This window comes from Porphyrobacter sp. GA68, from assembly GCF_022605525.1.
In the GTDB taxonomy this organism is placed as follows: domain Bacteria; phylum Pseudomonadota; class Alphaproteobacteria; order Sphingomonadales; family Sphingomonadaceae; genus Qipengyuania_B.
In genome coordinates, this window is the sequence record NZ_JAKQYJ010000002.1 from 72062 (window position 1) to 95595 (window position 23534).

General features: G+C 65.5%; 24 protein-coding genes. 10 read left to right on the plus strand and 14 right to left on the minus strand.

Annotated elements, in window-relative coordinates; all coding sequences use genetic code 11:
* Positions 1-192: 192 nt before the first annotated feature.
* From LHJ54_RS08015 to tsaD, 9 genes are all read right to left on the minus strand, one after another.
* A complete protein-coding gene (locus LHJ54_RS08015; RefSeq protein ID WP_228243368.1) occupies positions 193-1203 on the minus strand; it encodes a fumarylacetoacetate hydrolase family protein in 1011 nt (336 codons plus the stop codon).
* On the minus strand, positions 1200-1844 hold the full coding sequence (maiA, locus tag LHJ54_RS08020) for a maleylacetoacetate isomerase (RefSeq protein ID WP_228243369.1): 645 nt from the start codon (positions 1842-1844) through the stop codon (positions 1200-1202). The genes LHJ54_RS08015 and maiA overlap by 4 nt, the downstream gene beginning before the upstream one ends.
* Entirely contained in the window at positions 1844-3028 is a 1185-nt protein-coding gene (locus LHJ54_RS08025; RefSeq protein WP_228243370.1) for an acyl-CoA dehydrogenase, read from the minus strand. The genes maiA and LHJ54_RS08025 overlap by 1 nt, the downstream gene beginning before the upstream one ends.
* A gap of 64 nt (positions 3029-3092) precedes the next feature.
* Positions 3093-3455, minus strand: coding sequence for a response regulator (locus LHJ54_RS08030; RefSeq protein WP_228243371.1), 363 nt, complete (start codon positions 3453-3455; stop codon positions 3093-3095).
* Between the two features lie 76 nt (positions 3456-3531).
* A complete protein-coding gene (locus LHJ54_RS08035) occupies positions 3532-4173 on the minus strand; it encodes a helix-hairpin-helix domain-containing protein (protein ID WP_228243372.1) in 642 nt (213 codons plus the stop codon).
* Positions 4174-4294: 121 nt separating this feature from the next.
* Positions 4295-5038, minus strand: a complete 744-nt coding sequence (locus LHJ54_RS08040; protein ID WP_228243373.1) for an OmpA family protein — start codon at positions 5036-5038, stop codon at positions 4295-4297.
* Positions 5039-5088: 50 nt separating this feature from the next.
* On the minus strand, positions 5089-6582 hold the full coding sequence (locus tag LHJ54_RS08045; RefSeq protein ID WP_228243374.1) for a lipopolysaccharide biosynthesis protein: 1494 nt from the start codon (positions 6580-6582) through the stop codon (positions 5089-5091).
* Positions 6579-7589: an NAD(P)H-dependent glycerol-3-phosphate dehydrogenase gene (locus LHJ54_RS08050; protein WP_228243375.1), complete on the minus strand. Its 1011-nt coding sequence runs from the start codon at positions 7587-7589 to the stop codon at positions 6579-6581. Before LHJ54_RS08050 ends, LHJ54_RS08045 begins: the two co-directional genes overlap by 4 nt.
* Positions 7586-8707, minus strand: coding sequence for a tRNA (adenosine(37)-N6)-threonylcarbamoyltransferase complex transferase subunit TsaD (gene tsaD / locus LHJ54_RS08055; RefSeq protein ID WP_228243376.1), 1122 nt, complete (start codon positions 8705-8707; stop codon positions 7586-7588). The genes LHJ54_RS08050 and tsaD overlap by 4 nt, the downstream gene beginning before the upstream one ends.
* 56 nt (positions 8708-8763) lie before the next feature.
* On the opposite strand from tsaD, the gene hemC reads away from it, so the two are divergent.
* The 3 genes from hemC to LHJ54_RS08070 are packed head-to-tail and all read left to right on the plus strand — an operon-like array spanning position 8764 to position 11340.
* Positions 8764-9696 (plus strand): hydroxymethylbilane synthase, encoded by a 933-nt coding sequence (gene hemC / locus LHJ54_RS08060; RefSeq protein ID WP_228243377.1) that lies wholly within the window; start codon positions 8764-8766, stop codon positions 9694-9696.
* Complete coding sequence (locus LHJ54_RS08065) at positions 9693-10382, plus strand: uroporphyrinogen-III synthase (protein ID WP_228243378.1); 690 nt, start codon at positions 9693-9695, stop codon at positions 10380-10382. Before hemC ends, LHJ54_RS08065 begins: the two co-directional genes overlap by 4 nt.
* A gap of 55 nt (positions 10383-10437) precedes the next feature.
* On the plus strand, positions 10438-11340 hold the full coding sequence (locus tag LHJ54_RS08070) for an MICOS complex subunit MIC60 (RefSeq protein WP_228243379.1): 903 nt from the start codon (positions 10438-10440) through the stop codon (positions 11338-11340).
* Between the two features lie 30 nt (positions 11341-11370).
* On the opposite strand, the gene LHJ54_RS08075 is transcribed toward LHJ54_RS08070, so the two are convergent.
* The gene (locus LHJ54_RS08075) at positions 11371-12585 is read right to left on the minus strand and encodes an FAD-dependent monooxygenase (RefSeq protein WP_228243380.1); all 1215 of its coding nucleotides are present in this window, start codon (positions 12583-12585) and stop codon (positions 11371-11373) included.
* A 55-nt stretch (positions 12586-12640) separates the two neighbouring features.
* On the opposite strand from LHJ54_RS08075, the gene LHJ54_RS08080 reads away from it, so the two are divergent.
* Positions 12641-14686 (plus strand): protein-disulfide reductase DsbD, encoded by a 2046-nt coding sequence (locus LHJ54_RS08080; RefSeq protein ID WP_228243381.1) that lies wholly within the window; start codon positions 12641-12643, stop codon positions 14684-14686.
* Here the strand turns inward: LHJ54_RS08080 and LHJ54_RS08085 are convergent.
* The 4 genes from LHJ54_RS08085 to uvrB all read right to left on the minus strand — a co-directional run bounded on the left by LHJ54_RS08085 (position 14637) and on the right by uvrB (position 17992).
* A complete protein-coding gene (locus tag LHJ54_RS08085; protein WP_228243382.1) occupies positions 14637-15191 on the minus strand; it encodes a hypothetical protein in 555 nt (184 codons plus the stop codon). The two genes, LHJ54_RS08080 and LHJ54_RS08085, sit on opposite strands and share 50 nt — an antisense overlap.
* Before the next feature lie 21 nt (positions 15192-15212).
* Entirely contained in the window at positions 15213-15431 is a 219-nt protein-coding gene (locus tag LHJ54_RS08090; RefSeq protein WP_228243383.1) for a type II toxin-antitoxin system HicB family antitoxin, read from the minus strand.
* Complete coding sequence (locus LHJ54_RS08095; RefSeq protein ID WP_228243384.1) at positions 15428-15682, minus strand: type II toxin-antitoxin system HicA family toxin; 255 nt, start codon at positions 15680-15682, stop codon at positions 15428-15430. The genes LHJ54_RS08090 and LHJ54_RS08095 overlap by 4 nt, the downstream gene beginning before the upstream one ends.
* A 102-nt stretch (positions 15683-15784) precedes the next feature.
* Complete coding sequence (gene uvrB, locus LHJ54_RS08100) at positions 15785-17992, minus strand: excinuclease ABC subunit UvrB (RefSeq protein WP_373457068.1); 2208 nt, start codon at positions 17990-17992, stop codon at positions 15785-15787.
* Positions 17993-18095: 103 nt separating this feature from the next.
* Here uvrB and LHJ54_RS08105 point away from each other — a divergent pair, with 103 nt between their 5' ends.
* The 6 genes from LHJ54_RS08105 to LHJ54_RS08130 are packed head-to-tail and all read left to right on the plus strand — an operon-like array spanning position 18096 to position 23493.
* Positions 18096-18635 (plus strand): DUF3617 domain-containing protein, encoded by a 540-nt coding sequence (locus tag LHJ54_RS08105; protein ID WP_228243386.1) that lies wholly within the window; start codon positions 18096-18098, stop codon positions 18633-18635.
* 53 nt (positions 18636-18688) lie between these two features.
* Entirely contained in the window at positions 18689-19465 is a 777-nt protein-coding gene (locus LHJ54_RS08110; RefSeq protein WP_228243387.1) for an alpha/beta fold hydrolase, read from the plus strand.
* Positions 19466-19525: 60 nt separating this feature from the next.
* Positions 19526-20953 (plus strand): circularly permuted type 2 ATP-grasp protein, encoded by a 1428-nt coding sequence (locus LHJ54_RS08115; protein ID WP_228243388.1) that lies wholly within the window; start codon positions 19526-19528, stop codon positions 20951-20953.
* Positions 20954-20960: 7 nt separating this feature from the next.
* A complete protein-coding gene (locus LHJ54_RS08120) occupies positions 20961-21905 on the plus strand; it encodes an alpha-E domain-containing protein (protein WP_228243389.1) in 945 nt (314 codons plus the stop codon).
* 17 nt (positions 21906-21922) lie between these two features.
* On the plus strand, positions 21923-22744 hold the full coding sequence (locus LHJ54_RS08125; protein ID WP_228243390.1) for a transglutaminase family protein: 822 nt from the start codon (positions 21923-21925) through the stop codon (positions 22742-22744).
* Positions 22741-23493: a peptidase gene (locus LHJ54_RS08130; RefSeq protein ID WP_228243391.1), complete on the plus strand. Its 753-nt coding sequence runs from the start codon at positions 22741-22743 to the stop codon at positions 23491-23493. Before LHJ54_RS08125 ends, LHJ54_RS08130 begins: the two co-directional genes overlap by 4 nt.
* Positions 23494-23534 lie beyond the last annotated feature (41 nt).

Sequence of the window (23534 nt, forward strand, 5' to 3'; positions counted from 1 at the left end):
GAAGCCGGCCCTGGTTCCGGGCCGCTTGGAACCGGGGCGTGGAGAACGCCGCGCGTGTGACGAGCTTGTCACGCAACGCGGCCATCTCTTACGCCCCAGGATACAGCACGCGCGACCACCTGTTCGACAATGATGCCGATGCGCTCGCCGCGTTCGCCCGTCAGGCCGACGGGTTGCCGGCGCGGCCGGCCGTCAGGCTGCGACCACCCGCTGTTCGATTGCGCCGAAGATCGAGTGGCCCGCCGCGTCCCGCATTTCGACCCGCACGGTATCGCCCGGCTGCATGAAGGGCGTGCGCGGTTCGCCGTCGCGAATGGTTTCAATGGTGCGGATTTCGGCGATGCAGCTGTAGCCGCGCCCGCCTTCGCTGACCGGGCGGCCGGGGCCGCCGCCTTCATCCTTGTTCGACACGGTGCCGGAACCGATGATCGAGCCAGCGCACAGATCGCGCGTCCTGGCGGCGTGTGATACCAGACGGGCAAGCGAAAAGGTGGCGTCCTCACCCGCATTGGCGCGGCCGAACGGTTGGCCATTGTAATCCACCAGCAACGGCAGGTGCACGGTGCTGTCCCGCCACGCGTCACCCAGTTCGTCAGGCGTAACTGCGACCGGTGAAAAGGCGCTGGCGGGTTTTGACTGAAAGAAGCCGAACCCCTTGGCCAATTCCCCGGGGATCAGGCCGCGCAGCGACACATCGTTGACCAGCATGACGAGCTTGATGTGTTCGGCCGCCGCGTCTTCGGTGGCGCCCATTGGCACGTCGTCGGTGATGACCGCGATCTCGCCTTCCATGTCGCAGCCCCAGCTCACGTCCGCCAGAGGGATGTCTGCCCGTGGCGGCAGAAAACCGTCGCTGCCGCCCTGATACATCAGCGGATCATTGTAAAAGCTTTGGGGAACCTCGGCGTTGCGCGCCTTGCGCACCAGTTCCACGTGGTTGATGTATGCCGAACCGTCCGCCCACTGATAGGCACGGGGCAGGGGAGAGTGCGCCAGCCGTTCATGGAACCGCTGACACGGCACCGCCTTGTGCTCCACATCGCGATACAGTGCCTCCAGCTTGGGCGCGATGTTCGCCCAATCGTCGAGCGCCGCCTGCAGCGTGGGGGCGATGTTGTCCGCCTCGCAATACCGGGTCAGATCCTTGGAGACGACCACCAGCTTCCCGTCGCGGGTGCCGGTGTTGAGTGTGGCGAGTTTCATGGGGTTGTCTCCGGATTGTCTGGTTGCTGGTCGGGATGCGCGGCCTGGAAGGCGGGAAGGGCAAGGCAGGCGGCCTCGATGCGGACCGTGCGGGGGTGTCCGCTCAAATCGAACGCGAACCGGCGCGCGTTATAGAGTTGCGGGATCAGCACGGTTTCGAACAGACCCGGCTTGTCGAACAGGAAATCGCCCGTGCCCAACTCCTCCAGCCGGCGTTCCACCGGGATCAGCGTACGGGCAAGGATGTGGCGATAGTATGTGTCGATCTCGTCCTGCGTCCGGCCGAACTCGCTTTTGAGGTAGCGCAACACCGGCAGGTTGAGCGGAGCGTGCAATTCCGTGGCGATGGCATAGGCCAGTTCGCGCGCGACATACCGCTGTCTGACATCATCTGGCAGAAGCGGCATTTCGGGGTACGCCTCTTCCAGCCATTCGATGATCGCCATGGACTGAACGAACCGCTCGTCACCAGCTTCCAGCAAGGGGACGGAACCAAATGGATTGCGTGCAGTGAAGTCCGCACCCCTATTCGCGGCTGTCAGAAGATCCACCGGCACGTTTTCAAAAGCCAGCTGTTTGAGGTTCAGCGCAATCCTCAGCCGGTAGGACGTCGAACTGCGCCAGTATCCGTAAAGCCGCATCAAAACGCCGCAATTCCGGTAATCGCACGGCCCAGGATCAGGGCGTGCACGTCATGCGTCCCCTCGTAGGTGTTCACCGTCTCCAGATTGATCATGTGGCGCATCACCTGGTATTCGCCGGAAATGCCGTTGCCGCCGTGCATATCCCGGGCGTGGCGGGCGATTTCGAGCGCGCGGCCGACATTGTTGCGCTTCACAATCGAAATCATCTCAGGTGCAAACCGCCCTTCGTCCAGCAACCGCCCGACGCGCAGGGACGCTTGCAAGCCGAGCGCGATGTCGCACATCATGTCGGCCAGCTTCTTCTGGTACAATTGCTTGGAAGCCAAAGGAACGCCGAACTGATGGCGATCCAGCCCGTATTGACGGGCGGCGTGCAGGCAGAACTCCGCCGCACCCATGCTGCCCCAGCTGATGCCATAGCGGGCCCGATTGAGGCAACCGAAGGGTCCTTTCAACCCTTCTACATTGGGGAGCAGCGCCTCGGCGCCGACCTTTACATCCTCCATGACAATCATGCCGGTGGTGGAGGCGCGCAGGGACAGCTTGTTTTCGATCTTGGGCGCGGACAGCCCGGCCATGCCCTTGTCCAGCACGAAGCCGCGGATCGCTCCTCCATGTTTTTCCGACTTGGCCCAGACGACAAATACATCGGCGAAGGGGGAGTTGGAAATCCACGTCTTCGAGCCGTTGAGCACAAAGCCGTCGCCGTCGGCTTTCGCCACCGTTTTCATTCCCGCCGGGTCAGAGCCGGCGTCCGGTTCGGTCAACCCGAAACAGCCGATGAGTTCCCCTGCGGCAAGGCCGGGCAGATAACGCCGCCGCTGTTCCTCTGAACCGTAGGCGTGGATGGGATACATGACGAGGCTCGACTGTACCGAACCCATCGAACGATAGCCGCTATCCACACGTTCCATCTCGCGCGCAATGAGGCCATAGGCGACGTAGGAAGCGCCTGCACCGCCGTACTTCTCGGGGATCGTCGCGCCCAGCAATCCTGCCTTGCCCATAAGCGGAAAGAGTTCGGGCGCGGCGGTTTCATCGCGGAACGCATCATGGACCCGGGGCTGCAACTCCCCCTGGCAGAACGCATGCGCGGCGTCGCGCACCATGCGCTCTTCATCCGTCAGTTGCTCGTCAAGCCTGAAGGGATCTTCCCAATCGAACCGCGCCATCCCGGCCATGTCTGCTCCTGATTATTGTCCCCAGAACCTCTAGGCACCGGAGAGGAGCGGTTCAAGGGCGGCGTCAGGCGGCGGCCAGCGCGGCTGCAACATTCTCCAGCATCGCTGTCGGCGGGCAGGGTTTCGCCAGGGCACGAACTTCGGGAAACCGCGCCAGCATGTCTTCTGGTGCAACATGGCCGGAGTGGAAGATCACTGGCACGCGCTGTTCCATCAGGCGTTCAGCGAGCGGGTACACCATCTCGTCACCCAGTGCGATATCGAGGATCGCAAGATCCGGCCGGTTCGACTGGACCGCGCGCATCGCCGATGACACGTCCCCGTGCGGTCCTTCGACAATATAACCTGCTTCCTCAACGGTATCGCACAGGTCGTAGCCGATAATCGCTTCGTCCTCCGCGACCAGAATGACCGGATGATCCTTCACGCCTGCGTCCTTTGCAATTTGGGAGACCAACATGCCCTTACGCGTTAACCTTGATTAGGTTCCGTGACGCGGCAATTTAGAGCCTGCCGAACCGCTCTTCATAGGCTGCTGTGTCGCCCGCCTCCAGCAGGCTGGCCTGTGTTACCCAGTCGTCGCGGCGGATGCGTCCCTGAAACCGCCCAAGCTGTCCGTCCACCCGGTTGATCTCCGCGTCGTCCCACGAGGCGATCTGGGCAAAACGAGTGATACCCAGCTCGTTGAGCCGGGCGGCAAGCTTTGGCCCCACACCCTTTATGCGCAGCAGGTCGTCTCCATCATGTCCGGCCGCCTCAGCGGATGCGTTGAAGTGATCCGCCTCTGCCTGTTCGGCCCGGCCGATCGCTTCAGGTTGATGGGCGGCGAGGTTGGCCACAGTTTCCGCGCCGATCACCGCTCCCGGTGTCACAAGGGAAGCGGTTCCACGCGGACTGAAATCCTCGTCCCGCGAGACGGTTGTGCCCTGCGGAGCCGGCGGCGCGGTCAAATCAGCGGGTGTCGTGGGAGCGTCGATGAAAGCCTGGTTGCGCCGTGCCCGCTCAGCCCCGTCGTCCAGCACATCGCGCCGATCGGCCTGCACCCGCGTCCGGCGCCGCACATTGAACACGTACCAGGCGATTGCGACACCGATGAGGAACGCCAGAAGGATCAGCAGCCAGTTGGCTTCAACCATTTCGATCATACAGCTTTTTACCTAATCTTCCTGCCCGTCGTCGCCACTGTGCCACAGCAGCCAGCCCACGCCAATCCCGAGGGCGTAGGCGCACAGGGCGAGAACGACCAGTTCGAGCCATAGAGCCACGTCAGCGCGCCCCCGGCGTATCGACGGGAGTGGGAATGAGGCGCGGCCGCGGCAGAATGACAAAATCGATCTTCGGGTCGGCGGGATCGCCTGGAGCCGTATTTTCCCCCGCTTCAGCCGAGCCGATCCCGCTGGCCCTTATCGCGGTGGCAGGAATGCCGCGGGCGATCAGCGCCTTGCGCACGGACTGTGCCCTTGACCGAGACAGGGGAATATTTCCGGCTTCGTCGCCGGAGGGGTCCGCGTGTCCGATGATCGCTACCACAGATCCAGTGCATGGTCTCAGCGCATCCGCCACTTCGTCCAGCAGCATCTCGTTGCCGGGAACAATGACCGCGCTGGATTCGTCGAACCGAATGCTTCGCGTGCGCAGCACTGCGTCAAGTGCCGCCGAACAATGCCCATCATCGGGTCCATCCACGCCGACCACTGCCTGCGGGATGCCGTCGGCCCACCGGATCCCGCCCACGCCCGGCACGGCGGCGACGGCCTGCGCGACGCGGGTGCGCTGCTGATCGTCCAGAGCTTCTCCTCCGCTGAGAGTGGGGTGCCGCGACAGCCATCCGAAGCGGTCGATGAAGTCTGCCCTTACGGAAGTGTGGCCAGCCTCGGCGATCACCCTGGCAGCGCGCCCTTCCATCCTGGTGACAAGGGAGGTGCCCGTCATCTCTGCCGTCAACGCCGCTGCTGCGGAAACGACCAGCGCCCCGGCGACGATCAACAATCTGTCTGTCGGGGCCAGCATGGCAGCCTTTCTATGCGCGCAGACACCGGAGCGGAAGAGTACGCGGTGCCTCAGGCCGCAGCCTTGCCTCCCAGGTTGCGGCGGAACAGCACCCGATCTTCCGGGCCGAAGCCCCAGCGCCAGATGATCAGGCCATAGGTCAGCAGGATCGCCGGGATGCCGAACAACAGTTCCGCCCATTCTGGCAGGAGGGTTGCCAGCCAACCGACCACCGCTGCCGGCCCTGCCGCCCAGACAAGCGCCCCGCGCCAGTTGCTGACGCCTTCGCCCAGCAGGCGGCTGAGCAGCCAAGCCTTCGCCAGCGAGGCGATACCCAGCGCGAGGAACAGTGCAGCGGCCGCCCCGGCCCCCTGAAACGCCGGTGGGTACCTGTAAAATTCGACCGCCTTGATGATGGCAACCGTCAGAGTAGCCTGCAGGGCTATGGTCGCAAGCGAGAGAAGCAGGTTCTTGAGCCGGGCCATGTACACCAGCGCCGCTTCGGACACTACGGCCATCGACGCGACCACCTCGGCCGCCAGCAACAGCGCGAGGGCGCCGGTGCCGCCCACGAAGTTCGGGCCCACCAGCCCCATCACCGCTTCGCCAGGTATGGCCAGTGCCAGTGCTATGCCGGCCTGCGCCGCGATGATCCAGAAGCCGACCTGCCGTATCTGCGCGCCGATCGCCGCATAATCGCGTGTCTTGAGGTTGCGGGTGATGACCGGACCCAGGATCGGCTCGAAGCTGGTCTTCAGCTTCTGCGGCAAGCTGGCGACCTGCTGCGCGACGTAATAAACGCCCACCACCGCCGGGGCGGCGAACAGGCCCAGAATAAAGATATCGAGCCGCCGGGTTCCCCACTCGATCGCGTCCGCTGCGGCCAGCGGTGCCGCCCGCCAGGTCAGCCCCGTCATGCGGCCGAGCCGCGGCCGCCACCCGGCAGGCAGGCCATAGCTGCGCAGGAATGGCAACAGCGCGGCGGCCAGGCCGGCCAGGATCGACGCTAGGTAGGCAAGCGGCAGCCCCGCTTCGGGCACTGCGAAATATAGCAGGCCCGCCATGATGGAGATGGTCCACGGCTCTACGATCGCGCGCGCCCGAACCGTGGTGGCTATGTCGAAGCGGTAGGCCTGCGCCGCCAGCAGGATCTCCGTCATGGCATAGGCGGGAATGGCAATCACCACCAGCTTGTCGAGGTCGGTGTAGATACCGCTGGGGAACAGCGGCTGCGGCACGAACCAGAAAAACAGCGCTGCGACGCTGCCGAACAGAAGGGCGAGGAGGAGAGCATCAAAAACGAGGTTGGCCGGTGGCTCGCTTTCGGCGCTGTCCGCCAGTCGCTGCGCCAGTCCGCGCTTTTCGCCGAGTGAACAGAGCAGGGCTGCCAGTTCCACCACCACCAGCGCCGAAGCAAAGCGGCCGAGCGCGTCGGCACCATACAGGCGGCCCGCGATGAACAGGAAAGGCAGGCGCGCAGCGAGGCGGAGCAGAAACCCGAAGAAGTTGGTCCGCCCGCCTTTTGCCAGCGCGGCTATGTCGCCCGATGCGGCGGTCTCGGTCATTCCGGGTTGCTGGCCGCGCTGGCTTCGCGGCTGAGCGGCCGGGCGAGCAGTTCCGTCACGACAGTTCGGGCAGGCGCGCCTTGCAGCAGGCGGACTACGGCGGCCGCGATGGGCATGGGAAGGCCGCGGTCCTGCGCCAGCCGGTGAAGCACTGGTGCGGTGTGCGCGCCTTCGGCGACGGTGCGACGGTCGCTCATCAGCACGGCCGGATCCTGCCCTTCGCCTAACGCCTTGCCGAGCGAGAAATTCCGCGACGATGTGGACGAACAGGTGAGCACCAGGTCGCCCAGACCGCACAGGCCAGCCAGGGTTTCGGCGCGGGCCCCCAGTGCCTCGCCGAACCGCAGCATTTCGGCATAGCCGCGCGCGATAAGGGCGGCGCGGGCGTTCTGGCCCAGTTGCAATCCGTCGACCACGCCGCACGCGATCGCGAGCACGTTCTTGACCGCCCCGCCGATTTCCGCACCGGTCACGTCGTCGGAGTAGTACGGCCGGAAGGCGGGGCGCGCGATGGCGGAGGCCAGCACGTTCCACTGCGCTTCGCCGCCGCTGCACGCGAGCGTGACCGCGGTGGGCAGACCGGCCGCGACCTCGTGCGCGAACGTGGGGCCGGACAGCACCGCAAGCGCGGTCTGCGGCAGAGCGGCGGCGGCAACTTCGTTCATCAGCCGGCCGCTTTCAGCCTCGATACCCTTGCAGCAAATGACCAGGTGACGGGGCTGCCGCGCAAGGCGGTGCAGCACCGCGCCCATGTGCTGGGCCGGGGTCACAGCCAGCAGAATGTCGAGCGGAGCCATATCGTCGAGATCGCAGGTTGCGCGAATGGTTGAGTTGAGCCGGGCGGACGGAAGATAGACGCTGTTGGTGCGGGTGGCGTTGATTTGCGCGACAAGTTCGGGTTCCCGCGCCCACAACAGCACGTCGCGGCCGTCGCCTGCCAACATCTGCGCCAGCGCGGTGCCCCATGCGCCTGCGCCCAAGACGCCTACGGTTGCTGAGTTGCTCAAGCCTTTACTCCGGCGCCCCGGGCGGCTTCCGCGGCAGGGTCCAGCGGCCAGCGCGGGCGGGCCGCTATGTCAAGGGGATCGCCGTCAGGCCCGGTCGCTCCGCTCGCGAGCCGTTCAAGGCCCGCCCAGCCGATCATGGCGGCGTTGTCCGTGCACAGAGCCGGGGGCGGCGCGGAAAAGCGCATGCCGTGTTCCCCGGCGAGCCGCTCCAGCGCAGCGCGCACCGCCGAATTGGCCGCGACACCTCCGGCAACCACCAGCGCGGGCGGGGTGGCAATGCGGCGCAACGCGTGGTTCAGGCGATCCACGAGGCAGTCTATCGCCGCCTGCTGAAATGAAGCGGCGATGTCGGCATCCGTGTAAGCGAGCTCCGGACGCGCAGCACCATTGGTTGCATCCTGTGACGCGTCCCGGCGAGCGTCTCGGTCCCAGGAGGCGATCTGCCCCGCCTTCGCACGAACAACGGCGCTCTTCAGACCTGCAAACGAAAAATGTGGCTCGTCACTGCCCAACAGCGGCCGGGGCAGGTGCACCGCCGCAGGATCGCCTTGCGCAGCCAGCCTTTCCACTAGCGGGCCGCCGGGAAAGCCAAGGCCCAGAACCTTGGCAGTCTTGTCGAACGCCTCGCCCAACGCGTCGTCGATCGTCGTCCCGAGGCGCCGATAGTGTCCGACACCTTCCACCGCGAGGATCTGGCAATGCCCGCCAGACACGAGCAGCAGCAGATAGGGAAAGCCGAGCGCAGGGTCAGCGAGACGCGGGCTGAGCGCGTGCCCTTCGAGGTGGTTGATAGCCAGCAACGGCTTGTCCGACGCCATTGCCAGCGCCTTGGCCGTGACCAGCCCCACCATGACCCCGCCGATCAGGCCTGGTCCGGCCGTGGCGGCTACGGCTGCGCAGTCATCCAGCGTCATGCCTGCTTCGCGCAGCACCCGTTCGACCATGGGTGCAAGGCGTTCGGCATGGGCACGCGCAGCGATTTCAGGCACCACTCCGCCGTAAGGTGCGTGCGCCTCGTCCTGGCTGGCGATTGCCTGTGCGATGATGGTGCGGTCGGCGCGGACCAGCGCGGCCGCCGTTTCGTCGCAACTTGACTCTATACCCAGCACCACGTCCATCCCGCTTTCCCTTACCGCAAAGCGGGGCTAGGGCAAGCGAGCGTCCGCATCTGCCCATGTCGAAATCAATCCCCCTCTTGCGCCTTGGCACCCGCCGTTCTCCGCTCGCGATGGCGCAGGCAGAGGAGGCGCAGGCGCGGTTATGCGCGGCGCACGGCTGGCCGCTTGAGGCGGTGGAACTGGTTCCCGTCACCGCCAGCGGTGACAAGGTGCAGGACCGTCCGCTGGCGGAGATCGGGGGCAAGGCGCTGTGGACCCGCGAACTCGATCAATGCCTCGCCGATGGCCGGATCGACGTCGCCGTGCATTCGATGAAAGACGTCGAAACGCTGCGCCCGGCCGAACTCGCGATTGCCGCCATCCTGCCGCGTGCCGACCGGCGAGACGTGCTGGTAGGCGCTGGCAGCATTGCCGCCATCCCCCGGGATGCACGGCTGGGCACCAGCGCGCCGCGGCGTGCGGCGCAGATGCGGCATCTGCGTCCCGACCTGCAGGTTGTTCTGTTCAGGGGCAATGTGGCGACCCGGATAGCCAAATTGGCGGCCGGGGAAGCGGACGTCACGCTGCTCGCCAGGGCGGGCTTGGACCGGCTGGGGGAACATGGCGTTGGCACCACGCTTTCTTCGGAAGAGTTCCTGCCGGCGCCTGCGCAGGGGGCAATCGGCCTCGAGTGCCGCGCGGGTGATGAACGGATGCTCGCTCTGCTGGCCGCCATCGACCACGCGCCTTCGCACGCGGAAGTAGCGGGGGAACGCGCGCTGCTGGCCGCACTGGAGGGCAATTGCCACAGCCCCATCGCGCTGGACTGCCGCTGGCAGGAGAGTGGCCAGCTCGGCCTGCGCGTCGCCCTGTTCAGCCCGGACGGAGCGGAGCGGGTCGACGGCCAGCAGCTTGTACATGCCTCGGATCACGCAGCCCTATCCGACTTTGCCGCCGATCTGCTGATCCGTGCCGGACCGGCCACACAGGCGGTCTTTCGCGGCACATGACGCTGCCCCTGATCAGCATCCGCCCCGAGCCCGGCGACAGCGAGACGCTGGCGCGCGGGCGTGCCATGGGGTTGCTAGTGGAACGCTGGCCGCTCGCCGAAGTACGGTCACGCCCCTGGCAGGCACCCGCCGCGAATATGTTCACCGGCCTCCTCCTTGGCAGCGCCAATGCGGTGCGTCATGCTGGCGCGCAGTTGACCCGGTATGCGGACCTGCCGGTCCACGCGGTAGGAGAGCGGACGGCTCAGGCGGCGCGCGCGGCAGGGTTGCAGGTCGCGAGCACCGGCGACAGCACCCTGCAGGCACTGGTCGACGCTCTGCCGCCCAAACGGCAGAACCTGCTGCGGCTTGCCGGAGAGGTGCACCGCCCGCTTACTTTGCGTCAGGACACCTGCGTTGTCACACGGGTAGTTTACACGGTGGAGCATCTGCCGATATCGGAACAGCTGGCAGAGCGGCTGGTCGCGGGCGCGGCCGTGCTGCTCCATTCGGGCGAAGCAGGCAGGCATTTCGCGGCAGAGTGCGATCGCCTTCGCCTGCCGCGAACGGCAATCGCACTGGCCGCGATAGCTCCTCGCGTGGCCGAATGCGCGGGTGATGGCTGGCGCCTTGTGAGCATCGCCGATGCTCCCGACGACGGCGCGCTGTTGCAGGCGGCGGCCGGACTGCTTCAGCGCGACGCCTGATTTGCTCACGCCTCTTGGCAATCCCCCGGCGGTTGCTGTAACGGCAGAGCGGCAGATGGAGGGTTACAGAACTTCTGGAACGTCGCGCACCAGTGTGCTGCGGCCTGTGCTGTTGGTGGCGGTGCTCGCCTTTCTTCTGGGCGGGGCGCTGGTCGGCTACGGCCTGTGGCGTTTCGGCTGGCCGGCTCTGCTGACCCCGCCCCTGCAGGAGGCCCGGTCTGTTGCAGGCGCACCGGCCGCTCAACACGCCATGGCTGTTCCGATGAACGGCGCCGCAGTGCAGCAGGTCGGCGCAGATCCCTCGTTCGACCGCGTGGTAGAGCAGCAGGGCGGGATAGAGCAGCGTCTCGCGGCAGCGGAACAGCGGTTGGCCCGGCTCGACCTGCAGGCTCAGGCAGCAACCGGCAATGCGGCACGGGCAGAGGGGTTGCTGATCGCCTTCGCCGCGCGCCGCGCCGTCGACCGGGGCGCGGAACTGGGCTTTCTGGCCGACCAGTTACGGCTGAGGTTCGGTGACGCGCTACCCAACGCCGTAACCACGGTGATCGAAGGCGCGCGGCAGCCGGTAACGGTGGATCAGCTGACCGCGCGGCTGGATGGTCTGGCGCCGCAACTGTCCACCCGTTCGCGCGACTTTACTTTCGACACGTTTAGGGAGGAATTGTCTTCGCTGTTCGTGGTCCGTCGCGATACTACACCCAGCGTTCAACCCGCGCAGCGGCTGGAGCGCGCCAAGCTGTTCCTGCGCAGCGGGCGGATTTCCGCCGCCGTCGAGGAAGTTCGTCTTCTGCCAGGGGCCGCCAATGCGCGGACCTGGATCGCCGATGCAAGCCGCTATGCCGCGATGCAGAATGCGCTCGATCTGATCGAAACTTCCGCCGTTCTGGAGCCGCGGCGGCTGCGCGATCGCAACGGCACTGCAGTGGTGCAGCCCGCACCCGCCGACACTGGAATGTGACCCGGACCGCAGCGGATCAGCGTTGCTGGTTCAATCCTGCAGCAGCTCTGGGAGCTTGCCCGATATGCCCCGCGCCTCGTCCATGAACCAGGTTTTCAGCATTGGCGCGCGCTGCACCCCGGCCATACCCAGGCGGCGAATAGCGGACGCGGTGCGTCCCGGAACGCCGAACAGCCGGGTCAGGCTGTCGGTGGCGAAGGCTACGGAGAACACGTCGAGCTGCCGCCAGTCCTGATAGCGTTCAAGCAGTTGCGCGTCGCCCGGATCAAGGCCCAGCCGCAGCCCGTCATCCAGCACCTCCACCAAGGCGCCGACATCGCGCAGACCCAGGTTCAGGCCTTGACCGGCGATCGGGTGGATGCCGTGGCCCGCGTCCCCGACCAAAGCAAGCCTGTTCGCCGCAAGCTGCGCAGTATGGTGGAAGCCGAGGGGGTAGGACGACCTCGGTCCGATGTGGGTGATCTCTCCGAACAGCCCGTCCATCCGCTTAGTCGCCTCAGCCAGGAACGCGCGGTCGGAAAGTTTCAGCACGGCTGGGGCATCGCGTTCCGCCACCGTCCAGACCAGCGCGCTGCGATGCCTGCCGTCGGCTGTATCCAGCAGGGGGAGCAAGGCAAAAGGTCCGGCGGGGTAAAAGATTTCCCACGCGACGTTTTCATGCGGCTTTTCATGCTCCAGCGCGGCGATGACTGCGCGGTGCTGATACTGCCAGGACGCCAGGGTGATGCTGGCCTCTTCCCGCGTGGGCGAGTTGCGCCCTTCGGCGGCCACCAAGAGCGATGCGGTCAGGCGCTGTCCGCCCGCGAGTTCCACGCTCACGCTATGGTTCCCACGCTCGCGCCCGACTACGGTCGACTTGCTATGCCAGGCGATGGCGGCTTCCCGCTCGGCCGCTTCGAACAGGGCGAGGCGCAGACGCCTGTTCTCGAACATCCGCCCCAGCGACCCTTCATGCGGGTCCGGGCGGAAGTCGATCCGGCCCTTCTTCATCTGGTCGGTGACGGCGATCGCCGCGATGGGGCAACCGAACCGTTCCAGTCCTTGCGCCAGACCGATGTTCGTGAACAGGTTCCAGCTGGCCGTGGAAATCGCGCTGGCCCGACCGTCAAAACTTTCCTCCGTCAGCTCAAGCGGGTCGGCGCGGTCGACCACATGGCTGGTGATGCCCTTCTTCGCAGCAGCCAGGGCGAGAGTCATGCCAACCAACCCACCGCCGAGGATCAGGAGGTCGCGTCTGTCGCTCATCAAGGACTGCCTGCCATCATTGAGTGTTCACCTGGTGCCATGTAGGGGGCACAGCATGTTGGTGGCAAGGTCGATGGTGGGCAGGCTGTTGCTGGGCCTGGTTCTGATGCTGGCCGCGACCTTCCCCGCCGCGCCTTCCCCGGCTCAGCCGGTCAACAACATCGCGGTTGAATGGGTTGCGGAAGAAGCGCCGCGGCCCGGCGCCACGGTGATGACAGCGTTTCGCTTCATCCCGCGATCTTCGGACTGGCACGGGTACTGGTCCAATCCGGGTGACGCGGGGCTGGGATTGCAGGTTCGCTGGACCCTTCCGGCTGGATGGCAGGCGGGCGAGCCGCTTTATCCGGTGCCGCAGACGCTCCGCATCGCCGGGCTGATGAACCATGTTTACAAGGGTGAACACGCGGTGCTGGTGCCGGTCAAGGTCGGCGCCGGCCAAGGTCCGGTCACGGCCAGCCTGGATTATCTCGCTTGCACCGACACCATCTGCGTGCCCCAACAGGCGACGGTCAGCCTTCGGGTGGCGCAAGGCCAGCGGGATCAGCGGTTCGACGCGTGGCGAGCGGCGATCGCCCCAGACATCGCGGCACCCGTTCGGTTCGCGATTGAGAATGACCGCCTGAGGCTGGCAGTTCCTCTCCCGGCCGAGCAGGCGTTGAGCGCACCGCATCTGTTCATTGCCAATGAAGGGCTGGTCAAGGCGGCCGGGGAACAGGCTTTCTTTCGCGAAGGCGATCTGTTGGTGGCGGAGCTGCCGCTGGCGGACGCAGGCGCCGCTGGAACCGTTTCAGGCATCCTTTCCTTTGCGCAAGGTCGCGGCGACGGGGTGCGTTTCACCGCCGGACCGGGCGCGGTGCCCGCCGATTTGCCGCCGCTGCGGGAGGCGCCCGAAGGTGCGGCGCTGTTCCTGTTGCTGGGCGGCGCACTGCTTGGCGGTCTGCTGCTCAATATCATGCCGTGCGTTTTCCCGATACTCAGCCTCAAGGCCATGACGTTGGTGCGCGCCGGTATCAGCGAGCGTTCGGCTCGCGCCGACGCCCTTGCTTACACGGCGGGAGCGGTTCTGGCGGCTGCGGCATTGGGCGGCGTGATCCTGTTGCTGCGCGCTGGCGGGGAACAGGTGGGATGGGCGTTCCAGCTGCAGGAACCGGCGGTGGTGGTCGGCCTGTTCCTGCTGGCGGTGGCGATCACCGCCAATTTTCTCGGCCTGTACGAAGTGCCGGGGCTACCCATCCGCAGCGGCGGCAAACCCGCAGGCGCCTTTGCCACAGGCGTTCTCGCCGCCTTCGTGGCGACACCCTGCACCGGACCTTTCATGGCCGCCGCGCTGGGGGCGGCCCTGCTGCTGCCCGCGCCGGTGGCGTTGGCGATGTTCGCCGCGCTGGGTTTGGGACTGGCGTTGCCGTTCCTTCTGCTGGGATTCGTCCCGGCCCTCAGGGACAAACTGCCCCGGCCCGGGAACTGGATGACGGGCTTCCGCCGCTGGATGGCGTTGCCGATGGGGCTGACGGCGGCGGCGTTGCTGTGGCTGGCTTGGCGGTTTGGCGGGGTCAGCTACGTCCTGATGGTCGGCGGGGCTGGCGCGCTGCTCGTGGTCCTGCTCGGCTGGTGGGGCCGGGCGCAGCGCAGCGGATCGGCACGACCGCTGATGGCCGCTTGGGCGGCGCTGGCAACGGTGCTGCTGGCGGTGGCGTTGCTTCCCGCGCCAAGGAACGACCAAGCTGCGGCCGCCGGCGTGCTGGATGCCCGGCCGTTCAGCTACGCTGCGCTGGCGGAGGCGCGGGCCAGCGGCGCCCCTGTGTTCGTCTGGTTCACCGCTGACTGGTGCCTGACCTGCAAGGTCAACGAAGGCGTTGCCATCGAACGCGATGCGACCCGCGCCGCGTTCGATGCGGCGGGCGTGGTGGCACTGCGCGGCGACTGGACGCGCCGGGATGAGGAGATCACCCGCTTTCTGGGCGAGCAGGGCGCCGCCGGGGTGCCGCTTTACCTGTGGTATTCTCCGAACGGAGCGGCGGAGCAGCTGCCGCAGGTACTGACCCCGGCGATGCTTACGGAGCGGGCACAGGCGGCGGCCCGACTAACACGCGCGCCTGATTAAAGGTTTCGCAGCGGGCAATCAGCGCGCGTGGCAGGTCGTTCTGGTTGATGATGACGGTGCCGGCGCCGGGGATCGTCGCCTCGATGGAGCGGAGACCCTTTAGCGCGTTGACCTTGTATTCTGCCGGCGCGACTTCTGTGCGCCACACCCAGCCATCATCCGCCTCGACGGCATCGGCGTGCCAGCGCCCGATATAGCCGTTGCCGTCCATCGCCAGGATCGCCTTGCCGCGCGGTGGAGCCGGGGCGAAGCGCGTGATGACCAGACGCGCCTCTGGCCCGTTCTGCTCACACGCCAGAGCGAAGAAAGGTTGCTCGCCCGGCACTGCGTAGAGGATGCGGTCGGGCGATGCAGTGACCGCCCACAACGCGCCGGTTACGTCGGGGAACGGCGCTGCGGCAGGTTCCTGCACCGTATGCAGGGAAACCCGTTCCTCGGGCGCGGCAGCCGCATCGGCAGCCGCCGGCGCGCATGATGCAAGTGCGCTCGCCAGAGGTGCAATCAAGAGATAGCGGATGTGCAAGGATTAAGCGAAGTTGGCAGGACGATAACGAGGCTCAGGGATCGGGTAACCACGTTCTTGCGCGACCGTCAACCAGCCCGCGATCGCATCGTTGATATTGGCGATCGCTTCGGCTCGTGTGTCGCCGTGCGCGGAACAGGGCCGCAAGTCCGGGACGTCGGCAATCCAGCAGGCATCCTCAGCAGACCAGAACAGGTTGATATGGTAATGTGGCTCGCTCACGGCTCCAGATATAAGCCGTGCTGCTCGATGAGTTCAAGGAATTCGCGCATCTGGTACGGCTTGGCATCTTTGACGCTGGGTTGAACCGGCAGCGGTCGGCGCAGTTTGGGATGGGCGTACTGCCGATGGCTGCCTGTGGTTCGGACGTGCTCGAACCCGAAGGCGCGTAGCAGCTTCTCGAAATCCCGGAAACTGACAGGCGCTCGTGGGTTGGCGAGCAGGTTAGCGTAGAGTTTGTTGATGCGGGTCATGGCTGCCTCAATTGAGCAGCAACCATCTATTATCGTTTACATCAGACCGCCACCATAAACAGAGGCCATTTCCACCCATTTGTCTCTCTGGCAACCGTTCAGCTAGCGTTCAGCCAGCTTCGGCTTCCCACCCATACGCTTGTAGCGCGTCTTGCCAAAGCGCGTCTTGCGTGTCCCAGGCTTGCCCTCGTTGCTGCGGCCGACCACCGGCGCGCGCTTGTCGGTGTCCGGCAGGCCAAGTTCGTCGTTTTCCAGCCGGCGGATCTCGTCGCGCAGCCGGCCTGCCTCCTCGAACTCGAGGTCGGCGGCGGCCTTGCGCATCCGCTTCTCCAAGTCCTCGATATAGGCGCGCAGATTATGCCCGACGAGGTTGTTGCGTTCCGCGTCGCCGGTGTCGATCACCACGCCATCCTGCGATGCGGTGTGCGCCACGATGTCGTGAATATCCCGCTTGATGGTCTGGGGCGTGATGCCGTGCTCGGCGTTGAAAGCGCGCTGCTTCTCGCGTCGGCGTTCTGTTTCCGCCATGGCGCGTTCCATCGAGCCGGTGATGCGGTCGGCGTAGAGTATCACGCGGCCATCCACGTTGCGCGCCGCGCGGCCGATGGTCTGGATCAGCGAGGTTTCTGAACGCAGGAACCCTTCCTTGTCCGCGTCGAGGATGCAGACGAGGCCGCATTCCGGAATGTCCAGCCCTTCACGCAGCAGGTTGATGCCGATCAGCACGTCGTACACGCCCAGCCGCAGGTCGCGGATCAGTTCGATACGCTCCAGCGTTTCCACATCCGAGTGCATGTAGCGCACCCGCACGCCCGCCTCGTGCATGAATTCGGTCAGGTCCTCCGCCATGCGCTTGGTGAGCGTGGTGACCAGCGTGCGATAACCCATCTTCGCCACCGCTTTGCACTCGTGGATGCAGTCCTGCACCTGGTCCTCCACCGGTCGAACCTCGACCGGCGGGTCGATGAGGCCGGTCGGGCGGATGACCTGTTCGGCGAACACGCCGCCGGTCTGGTCCATCTCCCACCCGCCAGGTGTCGCGGACACGGCGAAGGTCTGCGGCCGCATCGCGTCCCACTCGTTGAAGCGCAAGGGGCGGTTGTCGATGCACGACGGCAGGCGGAAGCCGTATTCGGCCAGCGTGATCTTGCGCCGGTGGTCGCCCCGCGCCATCGCGCCGATCTGCGGCACTGTCTGGTGGCTTTCGTCCACGAACAGCAGCGCGTTTTCCGGCAGGTACTCGAACAGGGTCGGCGGCGGTTCGCCCGGCAGGCGGCCCGTCAAAAAGCGGGAATAGTTCTCGATCCCGTTGCACGAGCCGGTGGCGGCAATCATCTCCAGGTCGAAGTTGGTCCGTTGCTCCAGCCGCTGCGCTTCCAGCAGGCGCCCTTCGGCGTGCAGTTCCTTCAGCCGCTCCTCCAGCTCGAACTTTATGGCCGCCGCCGCCTGCTTCATCGTCGGACCCGGCGTGACGTAGTGCGAGTTGGCGTACACCCGCACGGACGGCAGCACCGCGCCCTTCTTGCCGGTCAGGGGGTCGAACTCCGCAATCTCTTCGATCTCGTCGCCGAAGAAGCTGATCCGCCAGGCGGTGTCTTCCAGATGGCTGGGGTGCAGTTCCAGGCTGTCGCCGCGCACCCGGAAATTGCCGCGCTGGAAGGCGGCGTCGTTGCGCTTGTATTGCAGCGCGACGAGCTTGCGGATGATCTCGCGCTGGTCCTGCGAAGTGCCGGTCTTGAGGTCGAAGATCATCGCCGAATACGTCTCGACCGACCCGATGCCGTAAAGGCAGGACACCGATGCCACGATGATCACATCGTCGCGTTCGAGCAAGGCGCGGGTGGCCGAATGGCGCATCCGGTCGATCGCCTCGTTCACGCTCGACTCCTTTTCAATATAAGTGTCGGAGCGCGGAACGTAGGCTTCGGGCTGATAATAATCGTAGTAGGAGACGAAATACTCCACCGCGTTGTTGGGGAAGAAGCTCTTGAATTCCCCGTAAAGCTGCGCGGCGAGGATCTTGTTCGGCGCGAGGATCAGCGCCGGGCGCTGCAATTCTTCGATAACGCTGGCCATGGTGAAGGTCTTGCCCGACCCCGTGACGCCGAGCAGCACTTGCGTCTTCTCGCCGGCACGGGCCGAGTCCACCAGTTCGGCGATGGCGCGCGGCTGGTCGCCGGCCGGAGTGTAGTCCGAGACCAGTTCGAATCGTCTGCCGGGCAGCGACTTTTCCGGCCGGGCAGGCCGGTGCGGGACGAAATCTTCAGCGGTGACAGGCTCTTCCAGGCCGCGGCGGATTACAAGTTCCATTGCGGCCATATGGGTTCAGGAAGGCGGTGCTGCAATCGGGAACGCTGTTGGCGTGCTGCCCTGCGGTATGGTATGAAAGCCCACATCCTTGGAGGGGCCGATCATGCGAGTGCCATTGTTCCTGACCGCTGTGTTTGTCGGCCTGACCGGGTGCGGAGGTGGCGACGAACAGAACGCCGCGGGGGAAGCGATGAGCCAGCAGGACGTCGCCGCAGCGGCGGACGCTGCGGTCAGGCCGCAGCCAGGGCAATACCGCATCACCACCCAGCTTCTCGATCTCTCGATGCCCGCGATGCCCGGCGCCAACTCTGACCAGTTGCGCTCGATGATGGAAGCATCCTTGTCGCAGGAGCGCTTAACTTGTCTCAGTGCCCAAGACGCCGAGCGCGGGTATGAGGAAATGCTGCGGCAATCACAGGACGGGCGATGCGAGTTTCAGCGCTTCTCAGCGGTTGGCGGCCGGCTGGATGCGGCCATGACCTGCCGGGGAGAGGGCGGTCAGGCCACGATGACCATGACCGGCACCGCGAACAGCACCGCGTCCGATGTCACCATGAGCATGCGGTCCACCGTCCCGCAGATGGGCGAGATGGCCATGCAGTTGCGCGTGCGCAGCGAGCGGATCGGTGACTGCCCCGCCTGATCTTCGCGCGCGCGTTCGGCTTCGCGCAAGGTGCCGTGTGCTAGGTCGCGCGGATGCTGACGCGGGTCTTTGATCGGTTCGTGGCGCCTGGCCAGCGGGCGGAAATCGCCCGCCGTCTGGCGCTGGCGCGGCAGCCAACGCATGAGGTCGTCAGCACCCCTTCGCGCCGGCTATTGCTGGGCGAACTCGATTGGGTGCTGGAGCCGGTCAAGCGCCGTCAGCGGGTTTTGACGATTTCCCCTGCGCGAACCCCGCGCATGGTGATGCTGTTGCCCGGTTTCGCGACGCACCCGGTCCGTTTACGTTATCTGGCGAGGGCGCTGGAACTGGCGGGCCACGAAGTGAAGCACTGGGGCACCGGCATGAACTGGGGCGCCACGCCCGACCGGCTGGCGCTGGTGGAGCGCCGGTTGCTGGACCTTCATGGGCGCACGGGCGAGCCGCTGCCGCTTGTCGGCTGGAGCCTCGGCGGGCTGTTCGCACGGGAACTGGCCAAGCGGCATCCCGAAGCCGTTGCCAAGGTGGTGACGATGGGAACGCCGTTTTCCGGGTCGCTGCGGGGGAACAATGTCTGGCGCCTGTATCAGGCGATTGCCGGGCATTCCGTCGACGAACTGCCGATCAAAACCAACCTTGCGGAAAAACCGCCGGTGGAAACCGTGGCCTTGTGGAGCCCGCGCGACGGGGTGGTAAGCCCGCGCTGTGCCTGCGGCAGGCCGGGAGAGCGTGACAGGGCGGTGGCCCTGCGCTGCACGCACATGGGCTTCACCTTCTCGGCCGAAGCTGTCGCGGCGGTGCTGGCGGAACTGGACTCCGCTCCGCTCGCTTAGAGACGATGGAGGCGAATGCGCCAGGTGACTGGTCCCGCCAAGTTGCGATAACGGGGGCCGATGACCACTACAGGCGAGACATACAACGAGATGCGCGGTCCTTCGGGCGAGGTGCGCGACGCGTATAGCGATTATCAAGCCTGGTTCGAGGAGCAGGACGCAAAGACGCTGTCCCGCAAGCACCGCGACGCCGAGACGATCTTTCGCCGCACCGGCATCACCTTCAACGTGTATGGCGCCGACGAAGCGGAAGAACGGCTGATCCCGTTCGACATCGTGCCGCGGATCGTCACCGCGGCGGAATGGCGGCGGTTGTCCCGCGGGATCGAGCAGCGGGTGAGAGCCCTGAACGCCTTCATCCACGACCTCTACCACCGGCAGGAGATCGTTCGTGCCGGACGCCTGCCGCAGCGCCTCTTGTGCAACAACGCCACCTGGCTACCGCAGATGGTCGGCTTCCACCCGCCTGGCGGGGTTTACACACATGTCGTCGGGATCGATCTGGTGCGCACCGGGCCTGATGAATGGTTCGTGCTGGAAGATAATGCCCGTACCCCGTCCGGCGTGTCTTACATGCTCGAAAACCGCGAAACCATGATGGCGATGTTCCCCGACCTGTTCATGCGGGTGCCGGTGGAAACTGTATCCGATTACCCGCGGCGACTGGCGAAAAGTCTTGCTGCCTGCGCGCCCGCCGCGGCCCGGGGTCGCCCCGTGGTCGCAGTGCTGACGCCGGGTATCTACAACTCCGCCTATTTCGAGCATGCCTTCCTGGCCGACCAGATGGGGGCCGAACTGGTGGAGGGAAGCGACCTGCGCGTGGTGGACGGGCGCGTCGCCATGCGTACCACCGCGGGATACAAGCCGGTGGACGTGCTGTACCGGCGTGTGGACGACGACTTCCTCGATCCGCTGACATTCAGGCCGGACAGCCTGCTGGGCGTGCCGGGCATCATGGATGTGTACCGCAGCGGCGGGATTACCATCGCCAACGCGCCGGGAACCGGAGTTGCCGACGACAAGGCGATCTACAGCTTCATGCCGCAGATCGTGGAGTTCTATACCGGAGAAAAGCCGCTGTTGCCCAATGTGCAGACATGGCGCTGCGCCGATCCGGATGACCTGGCCTATGTTCTCGACCAGTTGCCGGAACTGGTGGTGAAGGAAGTTCATGGATCGGGTGGGTACGGGATGCTGGTCGGGCCCGCGTCCACCAAGATGCAGATCGCCGAGTTCCGCCAGAAGATCGTCTCCCGTCCGGACAATTACATCGCGCAGCCGACACTCGCACTGTCCACCTGTCCGATCTACACCGACGCAGGGCTGGCCCCGCGGCATGTGGACCTGCGCCCGTACGTCCTGGTGTCGCCGGACCGCATCGAGATAACGCCAGGGGGGCTGACACGCGTGGCCCTGACCGAAGGGTCGCTGGTCGTCAATTCCAGCCAAGGCGGCGGGACCAAGGACACGTGGGTGCTGAAGGAATGAGCAAGTGATGCTGGGGCGCACGGCAAATGGGCTGTTCTGGATGTTCCGCTATCTCGAGCGGGCGGAACACACCGCGCGGTTGATCGACGCCGGGCTGCGAATGGCGCTGACGCGCGACATCGTGGCGGCGGAGGAGGAATGGCGGTCAGTAATCGCCACGGCCGGGCAGCGGGCCGGGTACGAACGGCAGCACCGGACCTACACCGGGATACAGGCGTGGAACTTCATGCTGAGAGGCGAGGGCAATCCGCAATCGGTGCTCGCCATGCTGGCGCAGGTGCGCACCAACGCGCGCACGGCCCGCAACCGGATCAGCGGCGAATTGTGGGAAGTGGTCAATGACGCCTGGCTCAGCGCGTCGGACATGCTGGCCAAGCCCATCGGGCAGAACCAGATCGGTGAAGTGGCCGCGTTCATCCGGCGGGTCGCGGTCCTTGCCCATGGGGCAATGGTCGGTTCAATGATGCGCGACGAAAGTTACCATTTCGCCCGCGCCGGCAGCTTCACCGAACGCGCCGATGCGGTGGCTCGCATTCTCGACATCAAATACTACCTGCTTCTGCCGTCGTTGTCGTGGGTGGGATCAAGTCTGGATACCGGGCAATGGGACACAGTTCTGAGGTCCGTGTCCGGCGACCGCGCCTACCGGGCAATCCACGCGGGGCAGATCGATGCGCGAGGAATCATCGAGTTCCTGGTGTTGGACGACCGTTTTCCGCGCAGCCTTGCGTTCTGTCACGCCATGCTGCGGGCAGAGCTTGCGGCCCTGGCCCGGCTGCATGGGCAGGAGGGGTCGGCCAACGCGTTGATGCGGGATGCAGACACGCACCTGGCGAACCGCACCATCGATGACATACTTCAGCAAGGTCTGCACCAGTTCCTGCTCGACATCATGCGGCGCAACGATGCCATCGCCGCCGCCATCGCTGCCGATTACCGCTTTCTGGCCTGAGGAATTATAGACCGGGTATGCGCCTTTCTGTCCGCCACGTCACCGCCTACAAATTCGATCAGCCGGTCGCCTACAGCCTGCAACGGCTGCGACTGACGCCCAAGGAGACGCAGGGACAGTCGATCATCAACTGGGAGCTGAGCTATTGCGGGGCGACAGAGGAACTCTGCTACGAAGACCACAATCACAACGCGGTGACGCTGCTGAGGATCGCCGCGGGCGCCGAAGAGGTCGTCATCACGAGTGAAGGCGTCGTCAATACGCGGGACGATGCCGGCGTGCTCGGGCAGCATGCGGGCCACCTCCCGCTATGGAGCTTCAGGCGGCAGACACAGTTGACCAGTCCCGGATCAGAGTTGACCAAACTGGCCGACAAGATGCGCCCGCAGCGCGACGATCCCATTGCGATGCTGCACCACCTGTCGGCTCTGGTGCGGGAGCGGGTGGTGTACACCAAGGATGCAACGACAACCCGGACCACTGCGGAAGAAGCCTATGTCGGCGGGCAGGGAGTATGTCAGGACCACGCTCACATTTTTCTCGGCGCTGTGCGCGCGCTGGATCTGCCGGCGCGGTATGTCAGCGGCTACCTCATGCTGGATGACCGCATAGAGCAGGAGGCTACCCACGCATGGGCCGAGGTGTTCGTGGACGGCCTGGGCTGGACCGGTTTTGACATTTCCAACGGGATCAGCCCGGATGCGCGCTATGTCCGCATCGCCACCGGACTGGACTATCGCGAGGCGGCCCCCATCCTCGGCATCAGTTATGGCGCCACCGCGCAGGTAACGCACGTCGCCGTCAGCGTGGCGCAGCAACAGGAGGCGCAGCAGCAGTGACCTATTGCGTGGGGATGATGGTTGACAGGGGGCTTGTCCTGATGAGCGATACCCGGACCAATTCCGGGGTCGACAACATTTCGGTATTCCGCAAGACCTTCCACTGGCACCAGCCTGGCGAGCGGATCGTCGCGTTGATGACGGCGGGCAATCTTGCCACGACCCAGATGACGATCAGCCGCCTGGAAGCGCAGATGAACACGCCCGACGATCGAGGCAACGTGCTGTTGACGGCGCCGACCATGTTCGACCTTGCCACAAAGGTCGGCCGCGAACTGCGCAGCACCATTGCCGAGCGCCAGGACGCCAACGGCGATCGGGGGCAGAACCGCTTCACTGCAAGCATGATCCTGGCGGGACAGATCGCCGGCATGGCCCCGCGCCTGTTCCTGATCTATCCGGAAGGCAACTTCATCGAAGCGAGCGCGGAAACACCATTTTTTCAGATTGGCGAGACGAAGTACGGGCGGCCGATCATCGTGCGCGCGCACCATCGTTCGATGAGCCTGGAAGATGCGGTGAAGCTCCTGCTGACTTCATTCGATGCCACGCTGAAGGCGAACCTGTCGGTGGGCATGCCCTTTGACCTCATGGTCATCGAACGCGATGCCCTTGCGCCCAGCCATGTGGCGCGGTTCGAACAGGACGACATGTATTTTAACGCGGTATCATCGGCGTGGGGCGCTGCGCTGACGAACGCGTTCCACTCGTTGCCCGACTATTCCTTTCATCGCGAACGGTCCGGCTAGAGACTCCGGAGCGGACGGGTCCGGCTGCGCCGACAAGGCCG